The 20,464-nt window shown below is 71.9% G+C and carries 17 protein-coding genes; 16 read left to right on the top strand and 1 reads right to left on the bottom strand.

Translation table 11 applies throughout. The annotated features are described in order from the left end of the window. Positions 1 to 182 precede the first annotated feature (182 nt). Positions 183 to 371 (bottom strand): hypothetical protein, encoded by a 189-nt coding sequence (locus AC2XR2_RS18020; RefSeq protein WP_491515605.1) that lies wholly within the window; start codon positions 369 to 371, stop codon positions 183 to 185. A gap of 295 nt (positions 372 to 666) precedes the next feature. On the opposite strand from AC2XR2_RS18020, the gene AC2XR2_RS18015 reads away from it, so the two are divergent. The 16 genes from AC2XR2_RS18015 (at position 667) to AC2XR2_RS17940 (ending at position 20,463) form a co-directional block, all read left to right on the top strand. Further along, positions 667 to 1,005 (top strand): DUF1360 domain-containing protein, encoded by a 339-nt coding sequence (locus tag AC2XR2_RS18015; RefSeq protein ID WP_491515604.1) that lies wholly within the window; start codon positions 667 to 669, stop codon positions 1,003 to 1,005. After that, complete coding sequence (locus AC2XR2_RS18010) at positions 1,002 to 2,762, top strand: hypothetical protein (protein ID WP_491515603.1); 1,761 nt, start codon at positions 1,002 to 1,004, stop codon at positions 2,760 to 2,762. The genes AC2XR2_RS18015 and AC2XR2_RS18010 overlap by 4 nt, the downstream gene beginning before the upstream one ends. Then, positions 2,759 to 2,971 carry a hypothetical protein gene (locus AC2XR2_RS18005; RefSeq protein ID WP_491515602.1) on the top strand — a complete coding sequence of 71 codons (213 nt, stop codon included), beginning with the start codon at positions 2,759 to 2,761 and terminating at the stop codon, positions 2,969 to 2,971. Before AC2XR2_RS18010 ends, AC2XR2_RS18005 begins: the two co-directional genes overlap by 4 nt. After that, positions 2,961 to 3,188: a hypothetical protein gene (locus tag AC2XR2_RS18000; protein WP_491515601.1), complete on the top strand. Its 228-nt coding sequence runs from the start codon at positions 2,961 to 2,963 to the stop codon at positions 3,186 to 3,188. The genes AC2XR2_RS18005 and AC2XR2_RS18000 overlap by 11 nt, the downstream gene beginning before the upstream one ends. Further along, a complete protein-coding gene (locus AC2XR2_RS17995) occupies positions 3,181 to 3,576 on the top strand; it encodes a hypothetical protein (protein ID WP_491515600.1) in 396 nt (131 codons plus the stop codon). Before AC2XR2_RS18000 ends, AC2XR2_RS17995 begins: the two co-directional genes overlap by 8 nt. Further along, the gene (locus AC2XR2_RS17990; RefSeq protein WP_491515599.1) at positions 3,569 to 3,826 is read left to right on the top strand and encodes a hypothetical protein; all 258 of its coding nucleotides are present in this window, start codon (positions 3,569 to 3,571) and stop codon (positions 3,824 to 3,826) included. The genes AC2XR2_RS17995 and AC2XR2_RS17990 overlap by 8 nt, the downstream gene beginning before the upstream one ends. Further along, positions 3,819 to 7,298 (top strand): phage minor head protein, encoded by a 3,480-nt coding sequence (locus tag AC2XR2_RS17985; protein WP_491515598.1) that lies wholly within the window; start codon positions 3,819 to 3,821, stop codon positions 7,296 to 7,298. Before AC2XR2_RS17990 ends, AC2XR2_RS17985 begins: the two co-directional genes overlap by 8 nt. Before the next feature lie 2 nt (positions 7,299 to 7,300). Continuing rightward, entirely contained in the window at positions 7,301 to 7,660 is a 360-nt protein-coding gene (locus AC2XR2_RS17980) for a hypothetical protein (RefSeq protein WP_491515597.1), read from the top strand. A gap of 115 nt (positions 7,661 to 7,775) precedes the next feature. After that, positions 7,776 to 8,372, top strand: a complete 597-nt coding sequence (locus tag AC2XR2_RS17975) for a hypothetical protein (protein ID WP_491515596.1) — start codon at positions 7,776 to 7,778, stop codon at positions 8,370 to 8,372. Between the two features lie 95 nt (positions 8,373 to 8,467). Further along, entirely contained in the window at positions 8,468 to 10,144 is a 1,677-nt protein-coding gene (locus AC2XR2_RS17970) for a major capsid protein (RefSeq protein WP_491515595.1), read from the top strand. A 90-nt stretch (positions 10,145 to 10,234) separates the two neighbouring features. Continuing rightward, positions 10,235 to 11,077, top strand: coding sequence for a cupin (locus AC2XR2_RS17965; protein ID WP_491515594.1), 843 nt, complete (start codon positions 10,235 to 10,237; stop codon positions 11,075 to 11,077). Next, a complete protein-coding gene (locus tag AC2XR2_RS17960; RefSeq protein WP_491515593.1) occupies positions 11,074 to 11,670 on the top strand; it encodes a hypothetical protein in 597 nt (198 codons plus the stop codon). Before AC2XR2_RS17965 ends, AC2XR2_RS17960 begins: the two co-directional genes overlap by 4 nt. A 3-nt stretch (positions 11,671 to 11,673) precedes the next feature. After that, positions 11,674 to 15,093: a hypothetical protein gene (locus AC2XR2_RS17955; protein ID WP_491515592.1), complete on the top strand. Its 3,420-nt coding sequence runs from the start codon at positions 11,674 to 11,676 to the stop codon at positions 15,091 to 15,093. Beyond that, positions 15,090 to 19,547, top strand: a complete 4,458-nt coding sequence (locus AC2XR2_RS17950) for a hypothetical protein (RefSeq protein WP_491515591.1) — start codon at positions 15,090 to 15,092, stop codon at positions 19,545 to 19,547. The genes AC2XR2_RS17955 and AC2XR2_RS17950 overlap by 4 nt, the downstream gene beginning before the upstream one ends. After that, positions 19,544 to 20,011, top strand: coding sequence for a hypothetical protein (locus AC2XR2_RS17945; protein ID WP_491515590.1), 468 nt, complete (start codon positions 19,544 to 19,546; stop codon positions 20,009 to 20,011). Before AC2XR2_RS17950 ends, AC2XR2_RS17945 begins: the two co-directional genes overlap by 4 nt. Beyond that, on the top strand, positions 20,008 to 20,463 hold the full coding sequence (locus AC2XR2_RS17940) for a hypothetical protein (protein ID WP_491515589.1): 456 nt from the start codon (positions 20,008 to 20,010) through the stop codon (positions 20,461 to 20,463). Before AC2XR2_RS17945 ends, AC2XR2_RS17940 begins: the two co-directional genes overlap by 4 nt. Position 20,464 lies beyond the last annotated feature (1 nt).

The raw sequence follows: 20,464 nt of genomic DNA, 5'->3' as shown, positions 1-20,464 counted from the left end.
CCGCGTCCCAACTGGGCTGGCGCACCCCCTGTACGGCCCACTAGCGTCCTGCTCCCCGCGTTCACCGCTTCTGGTCCGGTGACGCCGGGCGCCCTGCTCCTTAGGGCTCCAACCAGGCCGGGGCGCTGCCACCTTGCAGGCCCGTTGGCGCGGGAAGGTCCCGGCGCCCCGGCCATCTCGTCTCAGGCGGCCACGTCCAACAGCTCCGCCGGGACATAGGACACGTCCACCAGGGCGCCGTGCTCGTCGTAGATCAGCAGGTCCAGGCCGCCGTCCTCGGCGGGCCGCTCCACCAGGGTCAGCGGCGGCCCCTCCAGGGCCTCCAGACGGGCCGTCAGGACGTTGTGCCCTATCTCGCCATTACCGGACATACCCCCACGGTAGAAGCGGGCGCGCAGGGACGGCAGGGGATTGAGGGGAGTGCCCGGGGCGCGAGGAGGGGCGCCGGTGGGCAGGGCGTGTACCCCTGCGCCGCCCGGGCACTGCATCGGCACTTCCGCCGGCGCCCGCCTGTCCCCGCTCGGAACGGTGGCCACGCTACCAGCCGCCTGTGATCGAACTCCGGGCGCTGACCTGCGCGTTCACGCCCACAGGGGCAGTTGGCGCGGTGGCCTATCATGCTCCGCCGACCGAAACCGGAAGCACACGTTCCGCCTGGGGGCGACCTTGATCCCACTGACCACCCTCGCCCTGCTCGGGCTGGCCGGATACCGCGGCACCCAGCTCGCCGTCCACGACACGATCCTTGACCCCGCCCGAGACCGGATCATCGCCTGGCACGAGCGCCGCCAGACCTCCGCCGTCCGCTCCGCCGTGGTGACGCTCATCTCCTGCGTGTACTGCATGGGCTGGTGGGTGTCCGGCGCCCTCCTGGCCACGTACCTCCTCGTCACCGGCACCTGGCACCAGGCGCCCCTGCTCATCCACGGCCTGGAGTGGCTGGCCGTCGCTGGCCTGGCCGTGCTGCTCAACCGCCTGGACGACACCCTGGGCCGGCTCGGATGACCGCCCCCGCTCGGCCACGCCGCGGTGAACTCACCGCCTCCGCCGCCCGCTACACCGCCCGCAAGCTGCGCACCAAGCCCGTCGACGGCAGCTGGCAGGAGCGGGCCTGGCTGTTCTACGACGAGACCCCAGAGGTCCGGTTCGCGGCCCGCTGGTACTCCAACGCCATGAGCCGGGCCAAGCTGTTCGCCGGCCGCCGGGACGAGGACGGCAACGTCGTCCCCCTGCCGGCCACGCACCGGGCCACCGAGCTGGTCGCCCAGATCGCCGGCGGCTCCAGCGGACAGGCCCAGTTGCTGCGCTCCTTCGGCCCCCACCTGGTCGTGCCCGGGGAGGCCTGGATCATCGTGCGGCCTAAGCCCGGCGACGAGTCGGTCATGGACTGGCGCGTGCTGTCCACGATGGAGGTCAAGCCCCAGGGCACCAAGTTGGTCGCCGAGATCGACGGGGAGGAGGTGGCCGTCCCCGGCGCGGAGGATGACACCCCGCTGGACTCCGAGGACCCGGTGGCCATCCGGGTGTGGGAGTCCCACCCCCGCCGCGCGATGGAGGCCGACAGCGCCGTCCGCTCCAGCCTCGTCCTGCTGGAAGAACTCAAGCTGCTTAACGCCGCGGTGGCCGCCATCGCCCGCAGCCGCCTCACCGGCCGGGGCATCGTGCTCGTGCCGCAGGGCACCAAGTTCCCCACCACCCCCGGCCAGGAGGACGAGGAAGACGACCTGATCGAGGTCCTGATGACGGTCGCCGAGACCGCCTACAAGGAACCCGACAGTGCGGCCGCCACGGTGCCGATCATCCTGGAAGTCCCGGCCGATCAGATCCCCAACATCAAGCGCCTCACGTTCGAGTCCGACTTTGACTCCCTGGCGATCCAGTTGCGGGAGGAGGCCATCACCCGCTTCGCCAACGGCCTGGAGGTCCCGGCGGAGATCCTGCTGGGCCAGGGCGACATCAATCACTGGGGCCAGTGGGCACTCAAGGACGAGGCGATCACCCTCGGCGTGGAGCCCAAGCTGGGCACCGTCACCGACGCCCTCACGTCCCAGTACCTCCAGCCGCTCCTGGAGGCCGAGCGCGTCCCGGACGCCCTGGAGTGCCTGGTGTGGGCCGACACCAGCCCCCTGCGCGTGCGCACCAACCGCGCGGAGACCGCGCTCAAGGTTCATGAGGCCGGGGCCATCTCGGATGCTGCGCTGCGCCGGGAGACCGGGTTCACCGACTCGGACGCCCCCACCGAGGAGGAACGCGCCCGCCGCAAGGGCAACGACAGCCCGCAGGACCCGGAGCTGCCGGTGGACGAGAGCAACGCCGAGCCCGAGCAGCCCACCGACACCCCGGCCGAGGAAGGCCCGGACGTTGTCCTGGCCGCCGCCGCGGTGGACGTGACCGCGCTGCACGCCCAGACGGTCCTGGCCGCCATCGACGGCGTGATCCACAACGCCATGTGCATGGTGGGCGAGAAGATCCGCGTCAAGCCCGCCTGCCCGAGGTCGGAGCGGGGCCGGTCCCGGGAGATCCCGCCCGGGGAGCTGCACACCCACTTCCCCGTCTCGGACGAGCAGGTCGACCAGTGGCACCTCCTCGTCGGGGCCTGGGACCGCGTCCCGGAGATGGCCCAGCGGTACGGGTTCGAGGCGGAATGCCTGATCGACACCCTGGACCACTACGCCCGCGCCCTCATCGCGGCCCGCATGAAGCACTCCTTCGAGGAGACCGTGCGCCTGCTGCGCAACTCCTGCCTGGGGCTGGCGGCATGACCCCCCGCCGGCCGGTAGAGCCGCGCCCCGCCGACGTGGAAGTCACCGCGTCGGCGGCCAACGTGAGCGCCGAATGGTGCTCCACCTGCAAGGCGTACACCCTGCTGGCCGGGGAGATCGTCCTGCTCACCCGGGACGGCGTGGCAACGGTCGGTTACTGGGCCTGGTGCGAGACCTGCGACCCCCCGGAGGTGTCCCGTGTCGGCTGACCGCTGCCCCAAGCACATCGAGCGCCTGGACCTGTGCCATGAGTGCCAGGGCCTCACCATCACGCGCATGACCCGCCTGGACGGCGTGGCGGACATCCGCATGGACGGCCCCGGCGGCTCCCGCTCCCTGGGCCCGCTCACCTCCGTCTACATCAGCCGGGTGGAGCCGTGCCCCAACACACCGGCCCTCGAGGAAGGAGCGCCCCGCGATGTGTAAGCCGGACGGCCCGCTGCCGCCCCAGCAGCCCACGGCCCCGTGGGGACACAGCGCCGCCGCTCACCGCGCGTTCGGCTGGTGCGCGGACTGCAACCCCGTCATCCAGGAGGGCGTGGGCGAGGAGCTGGTGGCCTGGCGGACCCGCGAGAACCGCCGCCATGAGGCCGAGCAGGCCGCCCTGGCCGCTTCCAAGAGCAACCCCAACACGGTGGACCTGCAAGCCACCCACGACCACCTGTGCCCCGCCTGCGGCCAGGAGGCCCTGACCGTCGTCACCGTCCGCGTGTTCGTCGACAGCGGCGAGCAGCGCAAGGCCGGCGGGTGGGCCCACTGCACCGCCTGCGACGCAACCCCCCACCCCACGCTGGAGGACTCCGACCGTGGCTGACACACCCTCAACCGAGACGCCGACCGAGCCGGCCGAGGCCGCGCCCAACGGCCGCCCGCTGGAGGTGAAGGCGCCGCCCGGGCACAGCCTCATTGCCCACCAGGTGCACGGCTGGTGCGCCAAGTGCCCGGACATCGAGCTGTGGGAGGAGCTGCTGGCCTGGCGCGAGCGCGAGCGCGCCGCCCTGACCGATGTTCCGTTCACCGACCTGGCCCCCGCGCCGTCCAAGGAGGTGGCCCGCCATGGATGAACTGGAGGAGGCCCTGGCCGCCGCCGAGGAGGACGTAGCCGCGGAGGTACGGGCCGTACTGGAGGAGGTGGCCGAGGAGTTCGCCCAGGAGGTGCAGGACGCCACGGAGCTGGTGGCCGCCCGGTTCTCCGTCTCCCGTATCGGCCAGATGTTCCGCCAGCGGGTGCCGCGCCTGGTGCGCCGCCTCCTCGGCGTCACCGAGCAGGCCGCCCAGCAGGCCGCCGCCCAGGTGGACGCGGAGCTGCCGGACGGGTGGGACGACCTGCCCGGCCGCCACGACCGCGGCGAAGACCTCCCCAACGGCATCGGTCAGTACGTCACGAGCACGGAGCACCTGCTGCGCGCCGTGGGCGACCGCCTCGCGGAGGCGGCCGTGCGCGAGCTCGCCGCCGGCGTCGACTCCGGGGAGGACCTGGACGCGCTGCGCGCCCGCCTGCTGGCCGTGTTCGCCCGCGAGGGGGCGCAGCTCGGGCAGGGCCGGGAATCCCTGATCTCCACCACCGAGGCCGCCCGCGCGTGGAACACGGCCACCCTGGCCGCCGCCCAGGCCCTCACCGGCCCGGACCGGCCGATCGTCAAGCAGTGGCAGACCCGCCGCGACAGCCGGGTGCGGGATGACCACCACGACGTGGACGGGTTCGTGCGCCTGCTCGACGACACGTTCGAGGTGGGAGGCGTCGACATGCAGCATCCCGGCGACCCCAGCGCCCCGCCTGCCCAGGTGTGCAACTGCCGGTGCATCCTGCGCCTTCAGCACGCCCCGGACCGCAGCGCCTCCGCTACCGCGCTCCTGCGGTACGCCCAGCGTCTCGTGCCCTACCAGAGCCCGGCGGACGTGGCCCGTGCACTCGGCCTGGACAACCTCAGCGAGCACCTGACCACCTTGGAAAGGCAGGTGGCTTCGGCGAGGCCGCTTTCACATGCACGGCAGGCACGCACCGCGGCGGCGACCGAGCACACCGGCGCCATGATCGCCCTCGTCCCCAGCGCCGCCGACATCGAGCGCCTGGCCCTCGACGACGGGGAGCCGGCGGAGGAGCTGCACTGCACCCTGTGGTTCCTCGGCGAAGCGGACGGCTGGACCGAGGACCAGCGCAACGAGCTGATCGCAGGCGTACGCTCCCGCGCCGCCCAACTGCCCGGCCCCATCCCCGCGGTGGCGTTCGGCGTCAACCACTGGAACCCCGCCAGTGATGACCCTGCCTGGGTGTACGCGGTGGGCGATGACCGCGACGCCGACGAGGAGGCAGCCACCCTCCATGAGGCGCGCAACATCGCCGTGGACGCCCTGGAGGACACCCACGAGCGCCCCGACACCCCACACCAGCACTCGCCCTGGGTCCCCCACGTCACCGGGGCGTACGACACCGACACCTGGCCGCTTGAGGCCATGGTCGACCGCCTGGGCCCGCTCACCTTCACCCACGTCCGCGTCGCGTTCGCCGGCGAGGCCACGGACATCCCACTCGGCCCCGAGGAGGAGCCCCCCATGGACAACCCCACCGACGAGGCGCAGGCGGCTGCGCTGCCGATTCGCACCTGGACCACCCCGGACGGCACGGCCCTGGCATTCGAGAACTCCGAGACCGGCGACGGCCGGATCTTCGCGTCCGGCGCCATCTACTGGGAGACCGGCCCCTGGCCCCTCCAGTACGCGGACGAGATGGGCATGGGCCACGAGGGCGCGGAACTGGCGGGGGCCATCGAGGAGTCCGGCCGGGACAACGCCCGCATCACCGGCCGCGGCCCCCTCTACCTCACCCAGCGCGCCGGCTATGAGGTCGTGACCCTCCTGGAGCAGGACCCGCCCGCGCCCCTGGGCGTCTCCGTCGACCTGGACAGCGTGGACGTCGAGTTCGTGGACAGGACGCTGACGGAGGGGGAGGACGGCCTGGTGCTCGCCGCGTCCCTGCCGTACGCCTCCGTGATGCGCCTGGAAGACGGCGGGTGGGTCATCAACGCCGCCACCGACGTGGAGGTGACCGCAGCCGGAGCGACCCTGCTGCGCCGCCAGAACCGCGCCCAGCTCATCACCGGCCCGGGCGGAACACTGTCCGCTGCCGCCCTGGCCGTGTTCGACGGGACGCGCCTGCCCAAGCTGACGGCGGCGGCTGGCGACCCGGACACGGAGGACGGCGTGGTCCTCCACAGCGAGGAGGCCGGCGACTTCGTCATCCGCATCACCAAGGCCCGGCTGCGCGGCGCCACCCTCGTGGCCATGCCCGCCTTCGACCAGGCGCGCATCGTGCTGGACCCGCCCGAGGTGGACGAGGAGGCCGCCGCCGCGCTGTCGGCTTCCCTCACCGCCGCTGCTGCGCCGGGGGAGACCCGCCAGCGCGTCATCAAGTACGTACGGGCCTGCCCCGGCCCTGTCGGGGCGGGGGAGATCGCCCAGGCCCTCGGGATCACCGTGGACACGGCACGCAAGCACCTGCGCGCCGCGTCGAAGGATGGCCAACTGGTGCGCCTGGCGGCCGGCCTGTACGTGGGCGCCTCCACCATCCCGGAGGGCCCGAGCGTGGAGGCGACCGCCTCGGCCGCCGTGGTTGACGGCGAGGACGCCGCCCTCACGGAGCTGGTGGCCTCGGCCTGGACGGCCATGCGCGACCTGCCCCCGATGCCTGCCGCCTGGTTCTCGGAGCCCACCGCGGAGGAACTGCCCCCGGGATCCGGCGGGGTGCACTACGCGGACGGCCGGATCTACGGGTGGGTGGCCCAGGCTGGGGAGCCGCACGCCGGGTTCGCCAACCGGAAGCTGACCATCGACAGCCTCGGCGACATCGACACCACCCACTTCCTGCGGGCCCGGTTCCGTCTCGACAACGGGGAGATGGTCAAGGCCGGCGCCTTCACGATGAACGCCCCCCACAGCCGGGACGGGGCCGAGTGCAACGACGTGGCATGCCAGTTCGATGACTCAAGGACCGTCGCCGGCATCGTCACCGTGGGCATGAACGAGCGCGGCATGTGGTTCTCCGGTGCCGCCGCGCCGTGGCTCAGCGACTGGGACCGCACCGTGTTCATGGGGTGCCAGCCCAGCTACCACATGAAGAAGGGCGGCGACGGCCGCTGGCAGCTCCGCGCGGTGCTGTCCGTGCCCGTACCCGGCCACTCCTCCCCGCTGCTCGCCTCCGTCGTGGAGCGCGGCAACCTCGCCCTGGCCGCCAGCGCCGCGGCTGTCCTGGACGAGCCGGACACCGAACACGGACGCGTCCCGGACACGTCCGGGACCCATGTCCGGCCCGGCATGGCGGACGGCCTTGACCTGCCCGGACAGCGACCGGACATGTCCGGCGGACACGTCCCGGACCCGTCCGCCCTGCTCCAGGACCCGACGTTCCTGGACGGCCTCCAGGCCGCCCTGATCCGCCGGGAGACCGAACGCCGCGCGGAGGTGGAGGCCATGACGGCCACCGTCCTGGCGCCGGTCACCAACGTGCTCACCATCACCAACCCGAAGGGGGACCAGTAGCCATGGGATGCGCCTGCAACCAGCGCGGCCGTACACAGTTCGAGGTGGCCATGGAGGCCGGCCGCGGCCGAGTCGCCTTCACCAGCGGATCCAAGCCGACCGCCACCACCGTGGCCCAGCGGTACGCCGGCAGCGCCGTCCGCATCAAGGGCACCGGGGAGATCGTCCACCACACCGAGACGTACGAGGTGACCGCCAGCGGCGCCGTGGTGTTCGCCCACAGCGACCAGGCCCAGGCCATCGCCCACGCCGAGACCCTGGACGGCGCGGTCGTCCGCGAACGGGAGACCGGCACCGTGGTGCACCCCGCCCCGGCCGCCACCCTCGCCAAGGCCCCGGAGACGGCCGAGGCGCCCGCCTAGCGTCACCCCTGCGGGTACTGTCTGACCTGCGCAAACGACCCTAGGTTCGACCACGAGTAAGCCCCCGCGACGGCGGCCACCGTCCGGGGGTTGTGGACGACTGCAAGGAGTCGACATGCAAGAGCGTACGTGCGCCCTGGCGGCCACGGACGGACCCTGCGGGAAGGTGTACCGCAAGGGCTGGTGCCGCAAGCACCACGCCCGGTGGGAGCGCACCGGGGACCCGCTCACCATCCGCAAGCGCGGTAAGGGCGCCCTGCTCGCCGAACTGCACGCCGCGACCCAGGCGACGACGGACGAGTGCATCATCCTCACCACGGCCAAGGGCACCGCCCGGCCCACCGCCCAGGTCAACGGCAAGGGCATGCTGGCCTCCCGCGCCGTGTGGGTGCTCGCCAACGGCGACCCCGGCGACCGGCACGTGCTGCACACCTGCCACCGGGGCGAGGAGGGGTGTATCAACCTCCGCCACCTGTACCTGGGCGACAACGACCGCAACATCGCGGACATGGTCCAGGCCGGGCGCAGCACTCGCGGAGAGCGCAGCGGCATGCACAAGCTGAAGGCACCCCAGGTGCGGGACATCCGCAGGCGCATTCGGGCGCGGGAGCCATACGCCAGCATCGCGGCCCGCTACGGCGTCAGCGCCGCCCTCGTCGGCCAGATCCACAGCGGCAAGGTCTGGGGCTGGCTCCCAGACGACCAGTTGTAACAGCGCGTATGCTGTCTTCGCCCCCTGGCTATGCTGGGGGCGAAGTCGCTGGTTTAGGGCCGGGCTATCTCCGAATCATGTGGAGAAGCCGACCCATGGACTTCGAAATCCCCGAGGACGTCACCGCTCTCGACGACGAGGCCCTGGCCCAGGCCCTTGACGGGGCCCGCGCCGCATTCGCCGCCCTCTCCGGTCAGGACGTCATCGACGGGGACGCCATGACCCGCATGCGCGCCCTGGCCGCCTGCGTCGAGGACATCCGTACCGAGCAGACCGCCCGCGTGGAGGCCGCCACCCAGGCCGCCGCGGAGATCGAGAGCCTGGCCGCGCAGGTGCGTGGCGAGCAGGCCAACCCGGCTGCCCCCGCAGCCGCTGCGGAGGGCGAGCAGCCGGCCGAGCCGACCGCCGCCGCCACCGAGCAGCCGGCCGCCCCTGCCGCGCCGGAGGCGCCGGCCGCAGCCGAGTCCGCCACCGCCTCCGCTGGCGGCGCCGTCACCGTCCCGACCCGCCCGGCCCTCAACCTGCGCGCCGTGCGCCGGGCGCAGCCGCGCGTCCTGCCGGAGGCCCCGCCGCCGGGCACCACCATCACCGCGGCCGTGGACGTCCCCGGCTACACCCCGGGCTCGGACCTCAACTTCGACGACGTCGTCAAGGGCATCAACTCCCGGGCGACCGCCCTCAAGACGGCGGGCGGGGGTGTCGGCCAGGTCATCAGCTACCACCACCCCTACCCGGCGGACACCGTCGTCACGGACTCCTCCAGCGCGCCCGAGGGCACCACGGTGGCCATGACCGCCTCCACCCAGTCCCGCCTCCCGCAGGGCGACCTGGTGGCGAGCGGCGGCTGGTGCGCCCCGTCCGAGACGCTGTACGAGCTGACGGACACCAGCTGCCCGGACATGCTGTGGGACGCCCCGGAGATCCAGCTCGCGCGCGGCGGCCTGCGCTACTACAAGCCGCTGTCCCTGGACGTCTCCCAGCTCACGTGGGTGCACACCGAGGCCGACGACATCGCCGGCAACACCAAGCCGTGCTTCAAGATCCCCTGCCCGGACCCGGTGGAGGTCCGCTGTGACGCAGTGGGTGTCTGCCTGGAGGCAGGCATCCTGACGCAGCGCCACTTCCCGGAGCTGATCGCCTGGTACCTGCGCAACAGCATGGTGGCCCACGAGATCCGGCTGCGGCAGGTGCTGTTCCAGAAGGCGCTCGCGACGGCCACCCCGGTGACCATCCCGGCGTCCATGGCCGCCGTCTCGGCCGTGTTCGGCGCGGTCGCGCTCCAGGCCGCCGACATGATCGAGCGTCACAGCCTGTGCGAGAGCACCGCGCTGGAGGTCGTGTTCCCGTGGTGGTCCAAGAACATGTTCCTGGCGGACCTCGCGCGCCGTAACGGCTGCTGCCCCTCCGAGGTGAGCGCCCAGGACGTGCAGGACCTGTTCACCCCGCTCGGCGTGCGCATCCAGTGGGCCCGCGGCCTGACCCCGGCCGTCCCCACCGACATCGGCGGCACCACAGCGGCCACCGACTGGCCGTCCACCATCCAATTCCTCATGTACCCGGCCGGCTCCCTGGTCATCGGCCGCGGCGAGGACGTCAACTTGGGCGTCATCCACGACAGCACCAAGTTCTCCCGCAACGACTACACCGCGCTGTTCGCCGAGGAGTGCGTGGCCCTCGTGGACCGCTCCGTGGACACGCGCCTGGTGACCGTGCCCGTCTGCGCCAGCGGCGAGACCGGCGCCCAGACCCTCGTGGCCTGCCCGACCGCCTGACCGCCCCCGGTCACCTGATGACGCGCGTGCCGGGCCGGAACCTCCCCGTCCCGGCCCGGCACGCGCCCCACCCATGACTGGAGGTGCTTGATGCCTGCTGGACTGCGCCAAGTCGTCCCCGGTATCCCTGGCACGCCACTCCCGCACGGCATCCTGGGCGCCTCGTGTACGACCGTCATCGACGTCACCGAGGATGAGGTCCACCAGCTCAACGGCGTGGAGTGGCTGGCGCTGGGGTGCGCGCCGGCGAGGGACTGGCCGGACCCGTGCGAGGACCCCGTACCCGGGGCCCCCACTGACAAGGAGTTCGCCCGCCTGGAGACCGAGGTGGCCGCGCCCATCACGGTGTACGCAGGCGTGGAGTGCTCCGCCCCCGGCTTCCCGTATGAGGAGGCCCGCAGCCAGGCCCTGGCGGCGCTGGCGCTCGGCGAGCAGCACGCCATTGAGGCCGGGTTCATGCGGACCAAGCTCACCCAGGAGGCCGTGGACCTCACCCCGCCAGAGGGGCCGCTGAACATCGCGCAGGGCATCGCCGCGCTGGAGGGCTGCCTGGCCGAGAACTACGGCGGCCAGGGCGTGCTCCACATCCCGGCCGGGGTGGCGGCCCTGCTCGGCTGCTGCAACGTGGTCCGTGAGGACCCGGCCACCGGGGGCCTGTTCACGCTGGCCGGGAACTGCGCGGTCATCGGCGCCGGTTACTCCTACCTCAACCAGGGCCCCGGCGGCATCCCCGCCGACCCGGGCGCGGCCTGGCTGTACATCACAGGCCCCGTGGTCATCCGCCGCGGCCCCGTCGACGTGATCCCGGACCGCTCTCGCGCGTCCGCCTCCGTGAACATCCGAAACAACGACCGCAGGGTGCTGGCGGAGCGGACGGTCGTCGTCGGCACCACCTGCACGATCTGCGCAGTGCAGGTGATGGCGTGCCCATGAACATGATCACTGTCAAGCCCGAGCGGTCCCGCCTCGTCGCGTTCGCCCGCTGGGCCACCGCCCAGACGCCCAAGGTCGGCACGGTGGGCCTGGGCGAGTTCGGCGTCCCCGCGGACCTGTTCGTCCAGGCCCCGGAGGACGTGCTGATCGGCTCCCTCGTGGACGGCCACCGGTACGTGTCCCCGACCGAGGACGCCGCCAACGGCCTGCCCGAGCCCGGCGACTACGACGAGCACCCGGGCCAGGAGCTGCTGGGCGTCGCCACCCCGCAGGCCCTCACGCCGCCGCTCGGCGACCCGGAGGCGGACGCCGCGGCCATGGTGGCCGCCACCCCGCCCGAGACCGTCGAGCGAGCCATGCAGGCCGTCCTGGTGGCCACCGACCTGGCCGCCTCGAACGCCGCCGCAGGAAGGGACAGCGACGACGGCCGGGCGCCGGACTTTGCCCCGCTGGAGGACGCCCCCACCGAGGAGGGCGACGACGAGGAGGCCGCCGGCGACGGCGGCCCCTTCACGTGCGACCAGTGCCCCCGGGAGTTCGAGACGGAGCGCGGCCGGGACTCCCACCGCCGCCAGGTCCACAAGGAGGACTGAGCCGTGCCCGTCGAACCACTCCCGTGTGGACCGGACGGAGGCACCGGCACGCCCGGTGACTGCGCCTGCGCCCCGTCCATCGCCACCACACCCCTGTGCCGCGCGGACGGCACCACGGTGCTGGTCGTCGTGCGCTCCCCCTGCGGCACCTGCGGCACCCCGGCCGCCGACCCCGTCCAGGTGGGGTGGCTCGACCCCGTCACCGGCGTGTTCACCCCGGGCGCACCCCCGGCGGACGCCGGACCGTGCGAGACCACCGCCCAGTGCGTGGAGACGCTCTGCCGCCAGCGCTGCGACGACACCACCGGCGACGGCCAGCCTGACACCACATACAGCGAGCTGTGGTGCCTCGCCGCCGACGGCACGGCCACGCTGCTGCTCACCTACCAGGACGACCCCTCAACGCCGTACACGCCCGTCTCGCCCGTCGACTGCACGTATGGCAGCGTCGACCACGAGACGTTGACCCTGTGCGACGACAGCGGGCCGTTCCTGCGCCGGTACACCTTCGTGGGCGGCACCGCCTCCTACGAGGACGTCGCCCTGGACGGCATGACCCCGCACGTGGTCTCGGGCCAGGTCGGCGTGTGCCCGGCCCCCAGCGACTGCGCCTCACCCACCACCCCCGTGGCCACCGTGGGCCTGTGCCTCGCGGACGGCACCCCCATCGCCGTCGTGCTCACCCGGGACTGCGACGGCATCACCAGCCAGACAGGGTGGGTCAACCTCACCACCGGCACCTACAGCGCGGGCGCACCCCCGGCCGGGGCCGGCGGATGCGGTGACGGCCGGGCCTTCGAACTCGCCGGCATCCTGTGCGACACCGACCCCGCCACCGGCGACGTCCTCGGCCTGGCCCTGGTGCAGTACGAGTACAACCCGGACGGCTCGCTGGCCAGCGTCACCCTCGTCAACCCGGCAGACGGCACCCCCTACACGCTCCAGGGGGAGCTGCGCACCTGCCCGGGCGGGGACACGCCACCGGAGTCTGACCTGCTCGTCCTCTGCGACACGGCCGCCAACGGCACCATCACCAGGTTCGTGCGCGACTACCGCCGGGACACCACGGGCACGGTCAACGGCCACACGGACTACCTGCTGGACGGCACCCCCTACGTGCCGACCGGCACCGTGGGCCTGTGCCCCCAGGAAGTGGACGGCCTGGACCTGCGCGACGTCGAGACGTACCCGCTGTGCGTGGTGGACAACGCCACCGGCAACGTGCTCCAGCAGGTCCGCCGAGAGGTCGTGTACGACGGCACCACTGGCGCCCAGGTGGGGGAGCGGTTCGTGGACGCCGTCACTGGCGCCCCCGTCGCCGTCCCCGGCGGGGCCACCCTCACGGTGTGCCCGCCCCCGATGACCGACGTGACCCCGCAGGTCTTCCACGGCGAATTCATCCTGTGCGACGACAACGGCCCGTTCGTCCGCAAGCTGATCCAGGCCCCGGACGGCACGGTCACCGCGGTCCTGGACCTCGCCCTGGACGGCACCGCGTACACGCCGGTCGGCACCATCGGCAACTGCCAGCCCACACCCGAGCCGTGCCGGAACTCCTCGACGCTGCTCCTGTGCGACCTGCCCACCGACGGCCAGCCGGCCCCGACCATCACGGACACCCCGGGCGGGCCGTACTACCCGTACACCACCGGCGTGGCCACGCCGGGCGCGCAAGCACTGTGGGACGGCGGCACGCTCAACCTCCCGGCCGCGGCAGGACCGCAGCCGGGAACGACGGGCACCGTACGCACCGCCGCGGCGATCCTCCAGGCCCCCCGCCCGGTCTGCGACGCCGGCACCGCGCACATCACCGTGCACGTCCACGTCACCCAGCTCGGCCCGGACAACGGCTGCCGCGCCACCGGCTTCCTGGCCCTCTACAACGGCACCGGAGAAGCGAACCGGGTAGGTCTCGCGCTCACCCCGCCTGACACCCCCGCCGGCTGGTCCGGGACGCTCACCGTCGAGGCCGACGTCCCGGCCGCCGACCTCGCCGCCGGAAACGTCGCCGTCGCCCTCGCGTTCGACGCCTACGACGACAGCGGCACCGTGTGCCCGCCGCCGCGCCATACTGCCTGGCAGCTCGACCAGTTCGCGGCCGCCGTGGCCTACGACCAGACCGGATGCGCCACCCAGTTCCTGCGCAACGTCATCACCGACTGCGAGACGGGCGCGGTCGTCGCCGTCACGGACACCACCCTGGACGGCGCCCCGTACACGCTCACCGGCGAGCCAGGACAGTGCGTCCCGGCCAGCAGCAGCACGGTCACCGAGCCGTGCGGGGACACCGAGGTCGCGCAGCTGTGTGACATCACCTATGACCCGCAGGCCCCCATCCCGACGCCGGCGAGCGACTTCACCCTCACGGGGAACGTGGTGGCCGCCAACAACGGCACCACTCTGTGGTTCGCCCAGGCCAACCAGCCCGCCAACGGCGTAGCCACGCTGACCGTGTCCGGGCTGCTCCCCGCCGTGAAGTACGAGTTCCGGTTCGCGTCCGCGTGGATCGGCGCCGGCAACCCCGACCCGGCCAACAACAACGCGATCTATCTGCTGGAAATCCTCGACGGCGCCACGGTCCTGGCCGCAAGGAACCGTGACGTCAGCAACGGCTCCAACGTGTTCCCGGGCGGCGTCCTGACGGAGGATCTGCCGCCGCTGGCGTTCATCGCCCCGTCCACGGGCGCGGTCACCATCCGGTTCACCGACCAGACGACCGGCGGCCCGGTCAACGACCGCGACCTGTTCCTCATGCCGCTGGAGGTGCGGACGGAAGCGCTGACCGTCAAGCGCACCCCCTTCCTGCGCCGGTACACCTTCGACTGCGACGGCATCCTGACCTCAACCCAGGATCTCGGCCTGGACGGCACCACGCCGTACACGGTGCAGGGCGACGTGGGCACATGCGCCACCGATGCCGGGACAGCCGGGGCAACCACCCCGTGCGACGTGCAGAACGTCATCGAAAAGTGCCGGTGTGACGACGCCGACGGCGACGGCGTGCCCGAGGTCGGGTACGTGGAGCTGCTGGCCGTCGACTGCACCGGCACCCTCTCCAGCGTCGGCACCTACCTGCCGGACTACTCCGCCCCGTACACGCCCCTCGCACCGATGGACTGCGACGCGGGCGAAGACCTCGGCGCCGAACCTGCCTTCGGGGTCCAGGCCCACCGCACGGAACTCGCTTCCCCTGGTGCTTCCTGGTCGGCGGATGACTGGCCAACCCTCCAGTCCGTCACCGCCGTTGCCCACGGCGGGACCGGCCTCATCACCACCACCGAAGGCGCCTCCACCCTGCATCCGGGCGAGGCCGCCACATGGAGCGTCGGCAGAGACACCGACGCCCGCCTCACCGGCCCGCTCGTCATCGCCGCGGCCACCGGCACCGTCACGATCACCTACACCACAGGAGTCCAGCTGTGAGCGGATGCGGATGCGGACAGCCCATCATCACCAGCGCCCCGGCCGTGCCCCGCGTCGACGTCGAGACGCTGATCCTGTGCGACGTCCTCGCGGACGGCACAGTCGCCGGCCTGGTCCTCGTCGAGCCGATCTACGACACCAGCAGCGGCGAACGCGTCGCCACCCGTACGGTCGACCCCACCACGGGCGCCGCCTACACGGTCCAGGGCACGCTGACGGACTGCGCAGCCACGGCAGGAGACTGCGGGCAGGTCATCGGAACCCTCTGCTACCAGCAGCCGGTCACCCAGGACCCGTCATTCACCCTGCACAAGTTCAACGCGGCCGACCCGAACCATCCCGGCTGCCTGGTTGGGCTCGACGCCCTTGACGGCGACTTCCCGTTCATCCAGTACAACGACCCGATCACCGCGTGGGAAGGCGTCTACGGGTCGAACACCGGGACCGCGTCGAACGTCGAGGTATCCGCCCCTGAGCTGGGCGGGTTCATCGACTGGAGCCAGTTCAGCCCGCCGATCCCCTCGGTCCCCAACGCCGGCATCCCGGCCCCGTACACGGGCACCGCCGTCTTCAACGGCATCACGGTCACCCTGGACGTCCTCACCGCGCAGGCGATCACCACCGGCACCCAGTACCTGCGGATGGGCGGCACCGAGCACTTCCGGCTGTCGTTCTCGGCGCCGGTGACGATGAAGTTCGCCACCCAGGGCTTCGCCGACCCGGCCGCAGGTAACGACGAGCGGTTCTGCAACGTCACCGCGACCGGTGTCGTCACCGGGGCCGGTGAGATCCGCACGGCGTACGGGCTCCGCGACTGCACGACCGGCGCAACGGCATGGCGCGACCAGGTCAGCGGCGACGACGTCGACCTGACTCAGGCCGTGGTCGTCCCGTGCCCGCAGGCACAGCCAGACTGCGCCTCTCCGACCGAGCCGACCGCCACCGTGGGCCTGTGCCTGGCGGACGGCACACCGATCGCGGTCACCGTGGTCCGCGACTGCGCGGGCATCGTCACCTCCGAGGGCTGGCTCAACCTCACCACCGGCGCCTACAGCGCCGGCGCGCCCCCGGCCGGGACCGTCGCATGCGGCGACAGCCGCTCCATTCAGGTGTCCGGAACGTTCTGCGACGTGGACCCCGCCACCGGGGACGTGCTTGGCCTCGTCCTGATCGAGTACACCTACGACGACACCGGCGCGATCGCCTCCGTCCGCCTGGTCGACGCGGTCACCGGCGGCACCTACACCCCGACCGGCACCGTCACCACGTGCCCGGCCGGGGTGGAGCAGCCGGAGCGGGATCTCGTCCAGCTCTGCGACACCGCCGCCGACGGCACCGTGACCGCGTTCGTCCGGGACTTCGCCCGCGACGAGAACGGCGCGATCGTCGGGCACAGCGACTACACCCTGGACGGCGCGCCGTACACGCCGACCGGCACCGTGGGCTCCTGCTCCGTCGAGCCGTGCCGCAACTCCCAAACGGTCCTGGTGTGCGACGTCCCCACGGACTCCACCACGACCATCACGCCCACCATCACGGACGCCACCCCGGCCGACGCCGGGCTCCAGCGGTTCCCGACCCTGCCCGGCCCGTACACGTCGCTGTGGACGGGCGGCTCCCTGGTCTGGCCCGCCAACCCGGGCCCCGCCCCCGCCCAGGTCCACCCGGTCGCCACCGGCAAGATCGCTGCCAACCTGAACGGGTGTGACGGCGCGACCGGCACCCTCAAGGTCTCCGTACGCGTCACGAACAACGGGCCCGGCCGCGGCCAGGCGTGGGACGGCGCGCTTCAACTCACCAAGGGGACGACAGTCCTCGCCTCCCGGGACGTCCTCCACGACGCGCCCGCCGGCTGGTCCGGGACGCTCAGCCTGAGCGTCCCCATCACGGCCGCCGAGGTCGCCGCCGGGGACCTCTACGTGGCGCTCATCCTGGAGACGTTCCACCTCTCCTCCAAGCAGTGGACGGCCGACCAGTTCACCATGTCCTTGGAGCTGGAAGGCTGCACGGCCACCGCCAGCACGCAGTTCCTCCGGACCCTGGTCACTGACTGCGAGACGGGCGATGTCCTCAGCACCACGGACACCACCCTGGACGGGCAGCCGTACACCGTGACCGGCGAGGTCGGCCAGTGCATCCCCGCCGCCACCACGCCGGAATGCAACGACTGTGAGCAGCTCGTGCTGTGTGACACGGTCACCGGTACGGGCACGCACACGTTCCTGCGCACCGTGTGCCGTGACTGCAACGGCCTCGCCACCAGCGTCCTGGACACCGAGCTGGACGGCACCACGGCCTACGTGGCAACCGGCACCGTGGACGTCTGCACGTCGCCATGCCGCGACTGCGAGACGCGGCTCCTCTGTGACTACGGGGCCGACAACCCCGCCCGCATCACGGGCGCCAACGTCTCGTCCGGCACGCTGCCCAACGGCACCACGTGGACGGCCACGAACCCCGCTGGCACTCAGCCGATGCCGTCGCGCTACAACAACGCCGACGGCGCATGGTGGGGCGTCCACACCTTCCCCAACCCCGTCGCCGGGCCGACGAAGTGGACGTTCTCGCGGCCCTCGGTCGTGCAGTTCTCGATCTACATTCCGACGACGACCCCGCCGATCAACGCCGTGCAGCTCCCCGCGGCGCTGGAAGTCGTGCACCTGCCGGCCGGCTACGCCTACAACGAGGTGACGGGCGTCCTGACCCGCTCGGCGACCGGGTCGGTCGACCCGTGCTCGTACGTGACGGACCCGCAGATCGCGACGACCGCCCGGTTCCGCACCCCCGGCCCGGTCACCTCGTACACCACCCAGCCGGACCCGACCAGCCGCATCGCCAGTTGCGGGACGTTCATCACGTACTGGTCGGGCGCCATCGAGGTCTTCCCGACTGGACAGTTCCTCCGTACCGTGTGCCGCGACTGCTCGGGCGTGGTCGTCAGCACCACGGACACCGGCCTCGACGCGGTCACGCCGTACACGCCGCTGGGCCCGGTCGGCCAGTGCACGCCCCCTGCCGAGAGCCCAGAGCAGCGGTTCGACGTGGAGCCGCTGATCCTGTGCGACACGGCCCCGGACGGCACGATCCGACAGTTCCTCCGCCACTACAGCTACGACGACCTCACGGGCGCACCGGCCCCCCGCCGTGACACCACCCTGGACGGCAGCACCCCCTACACGGTGAGCGCCGGCGGCACGGTCGGCACGTGCGGCGACTGCTGCCAGCCCGAACCGATCTGCATCCAGCAGGACCCGGAGCAGACAGTCGAGTTCATCAGCAACGAGGGCCAGATTTACGACAACACCGTTGACCCGGTGTGGAAGTGGACCCCGAACACCAACGGGCTGCCGCTGAACGACCCGAACTTCGGCCCGGCAGCCAACGCGACCTGGTACGACATGTACCGGCCGATCTCCTACCCGTCGACACGGTGGACGATCACCGACACCGACACGAACCGGCCTGCCGGATGGATCACCCCGCACCCGGACTCGGGCGTCGCCCAGTCGTCCCCGCCGCGCGCCGGCGAGGGCCCTGCCGTCCAGCCCAACACCGACTGGATCGGCCGGGCACAGTTCACCCTGCCAGCAGGCGCCGACCCGGACTCCATTCAGATCCAGGTGACGGTCCTCAACGCCGACCAGTACACCACCGGGTTCCGGCTCAACTCTGGTCCGTGGCAGCCGATCGCCGACGGCGGGTTCAACCCGACAGACCCGCCGAACAACGGCCACGGCGTCCCGTTCACCTTCGGGCCGGGCCAGATCCCCGGCGCGCAGCCGGGCGTCAACACGCTCTACATGCGGGTCCACGAGACGGTGGGCGGCGCCGCCGGCGTCATCGCCCACATGATCGTGACGTACACCATCGCCCGCCCGGAGCAGCGCTCTTGGACGCGGATGGTGTGCTGCGACGGCTCGGTCTACTACCTCGACGAGGACGGCGCCGAGCAGGCGGCCCTGCCCGCAGGGTGGTCCGTCATCCCGTGCGGCGCGGTCACGGCCTCACCGGTCGTGCTGTGCGACGACAACGGGGCCTTCCTGCGGCACGTCAGCTACTTCCCTGACGGGACCATGAGCGTCTCGGACACCGACCTCCTCGGCGGCGCATACAACCCGGTCGGGACGGTCCACGCGTGCGCCGGAACCACAACCCCGGTCGCGGACCAGCCGGTCATGACCGGCATCGCCCGGTACGTCAACGACGGGTCCCTCGTGGACCTCAAGGCCACCTATCCCGGATTGCAGTCGGTGACGCTGACCGTCCTGTCCGGGCTCGTCGCCACCGGCATGACGAACACGGGCGCCAGCGGTGTGCCGATTCCGGCCGGCTTGACCATGACGTGGTCGGTGGAAGACACCGACGACTCGTCCCTCGACAAGGCGCTGTTCCAGCAGCAGGGCAACGCCGACTACATCCTCAACTGGACCTACAAGGGGACGGCGGCAGGATGACCGGAACCGCCTCCACCCTGAACCTGGTCGACGGGGCATGGATGCAGAACTCCACGCTGACCTTCAACCACACCCTCGCGGGGGCAGACCGCGTGTGGGAGCAGGTCGGCGAGGTCCCGGCGCTCACGGTCCCCCGGGCGGGGATCTGGGAGGTCGACTACAACGCCCGAGGCGCTGTGTCGGCACCCACGGCCGCCGGACAGTACGTGATGACCGGGATCTACAAGAACGGCGCCCTGATCGTCGGCACGGAGGCGCTCGTCGTGGGCATCGCCGGGGCGGGTAACGGCGCCCAGGCCACGGGCGGCATCTCGTTCCTGCACCCGTTCAACGCGGGCGACGTCGTGGAGCTGTGGGCGTTCCGGGTCGGCCAGGCCGGAGTCTCCGCCGTCGTCAGCAACCCGGATGGCCGCACTCGCATCATGGGCCACTGGATCGCCCCGGTAGGAGACGGACCCTCATGACCGGAACCAGCGCCGGGCTGCGCCCTGTGGTCCCCAGCGGACAAGCGACTGGAGTCGTGGGGCTCGGCGGCGCCGCCTACGACACGTGGACAGCCGTGCCAGGGACTGCCCTGGTGCTGCCGGTGGCAGGCCTGTATGAGGTGATCGCCGATGTGCAGGGCGGCGTCATCATGACCGGCAGCGTCGTCAACGCCATCGTCAAGGCACGGCTGTTCGACGTCACCGCAGGCGCCGCGGTCCCGCTAAGCGAGCGGACCATCCTCCTGTTTGCCGCCACCCCCGCAGTCGGCGCCACCCACACACTCCACAGCAACGCCTCCGCATCCGCGCTGTATCAGGTGGCGGGCCCCGTGACGCTGCGGGTGGAGGGCCTGAAACACGTCGACTCCGGGACCACGTTGTCGGAAGTCGTGTTCGTGCCGAACTTCCGCTTCAAAAAGATCAGCGACTGAC

The organism is Streptomyces sp. LS-MS-L19, assembly GCF_058382285.1.
Note: the sequence above shows the minus strand (reverse complement) of the source record. Positions and strands in the feature narration are given on the sequence as shown.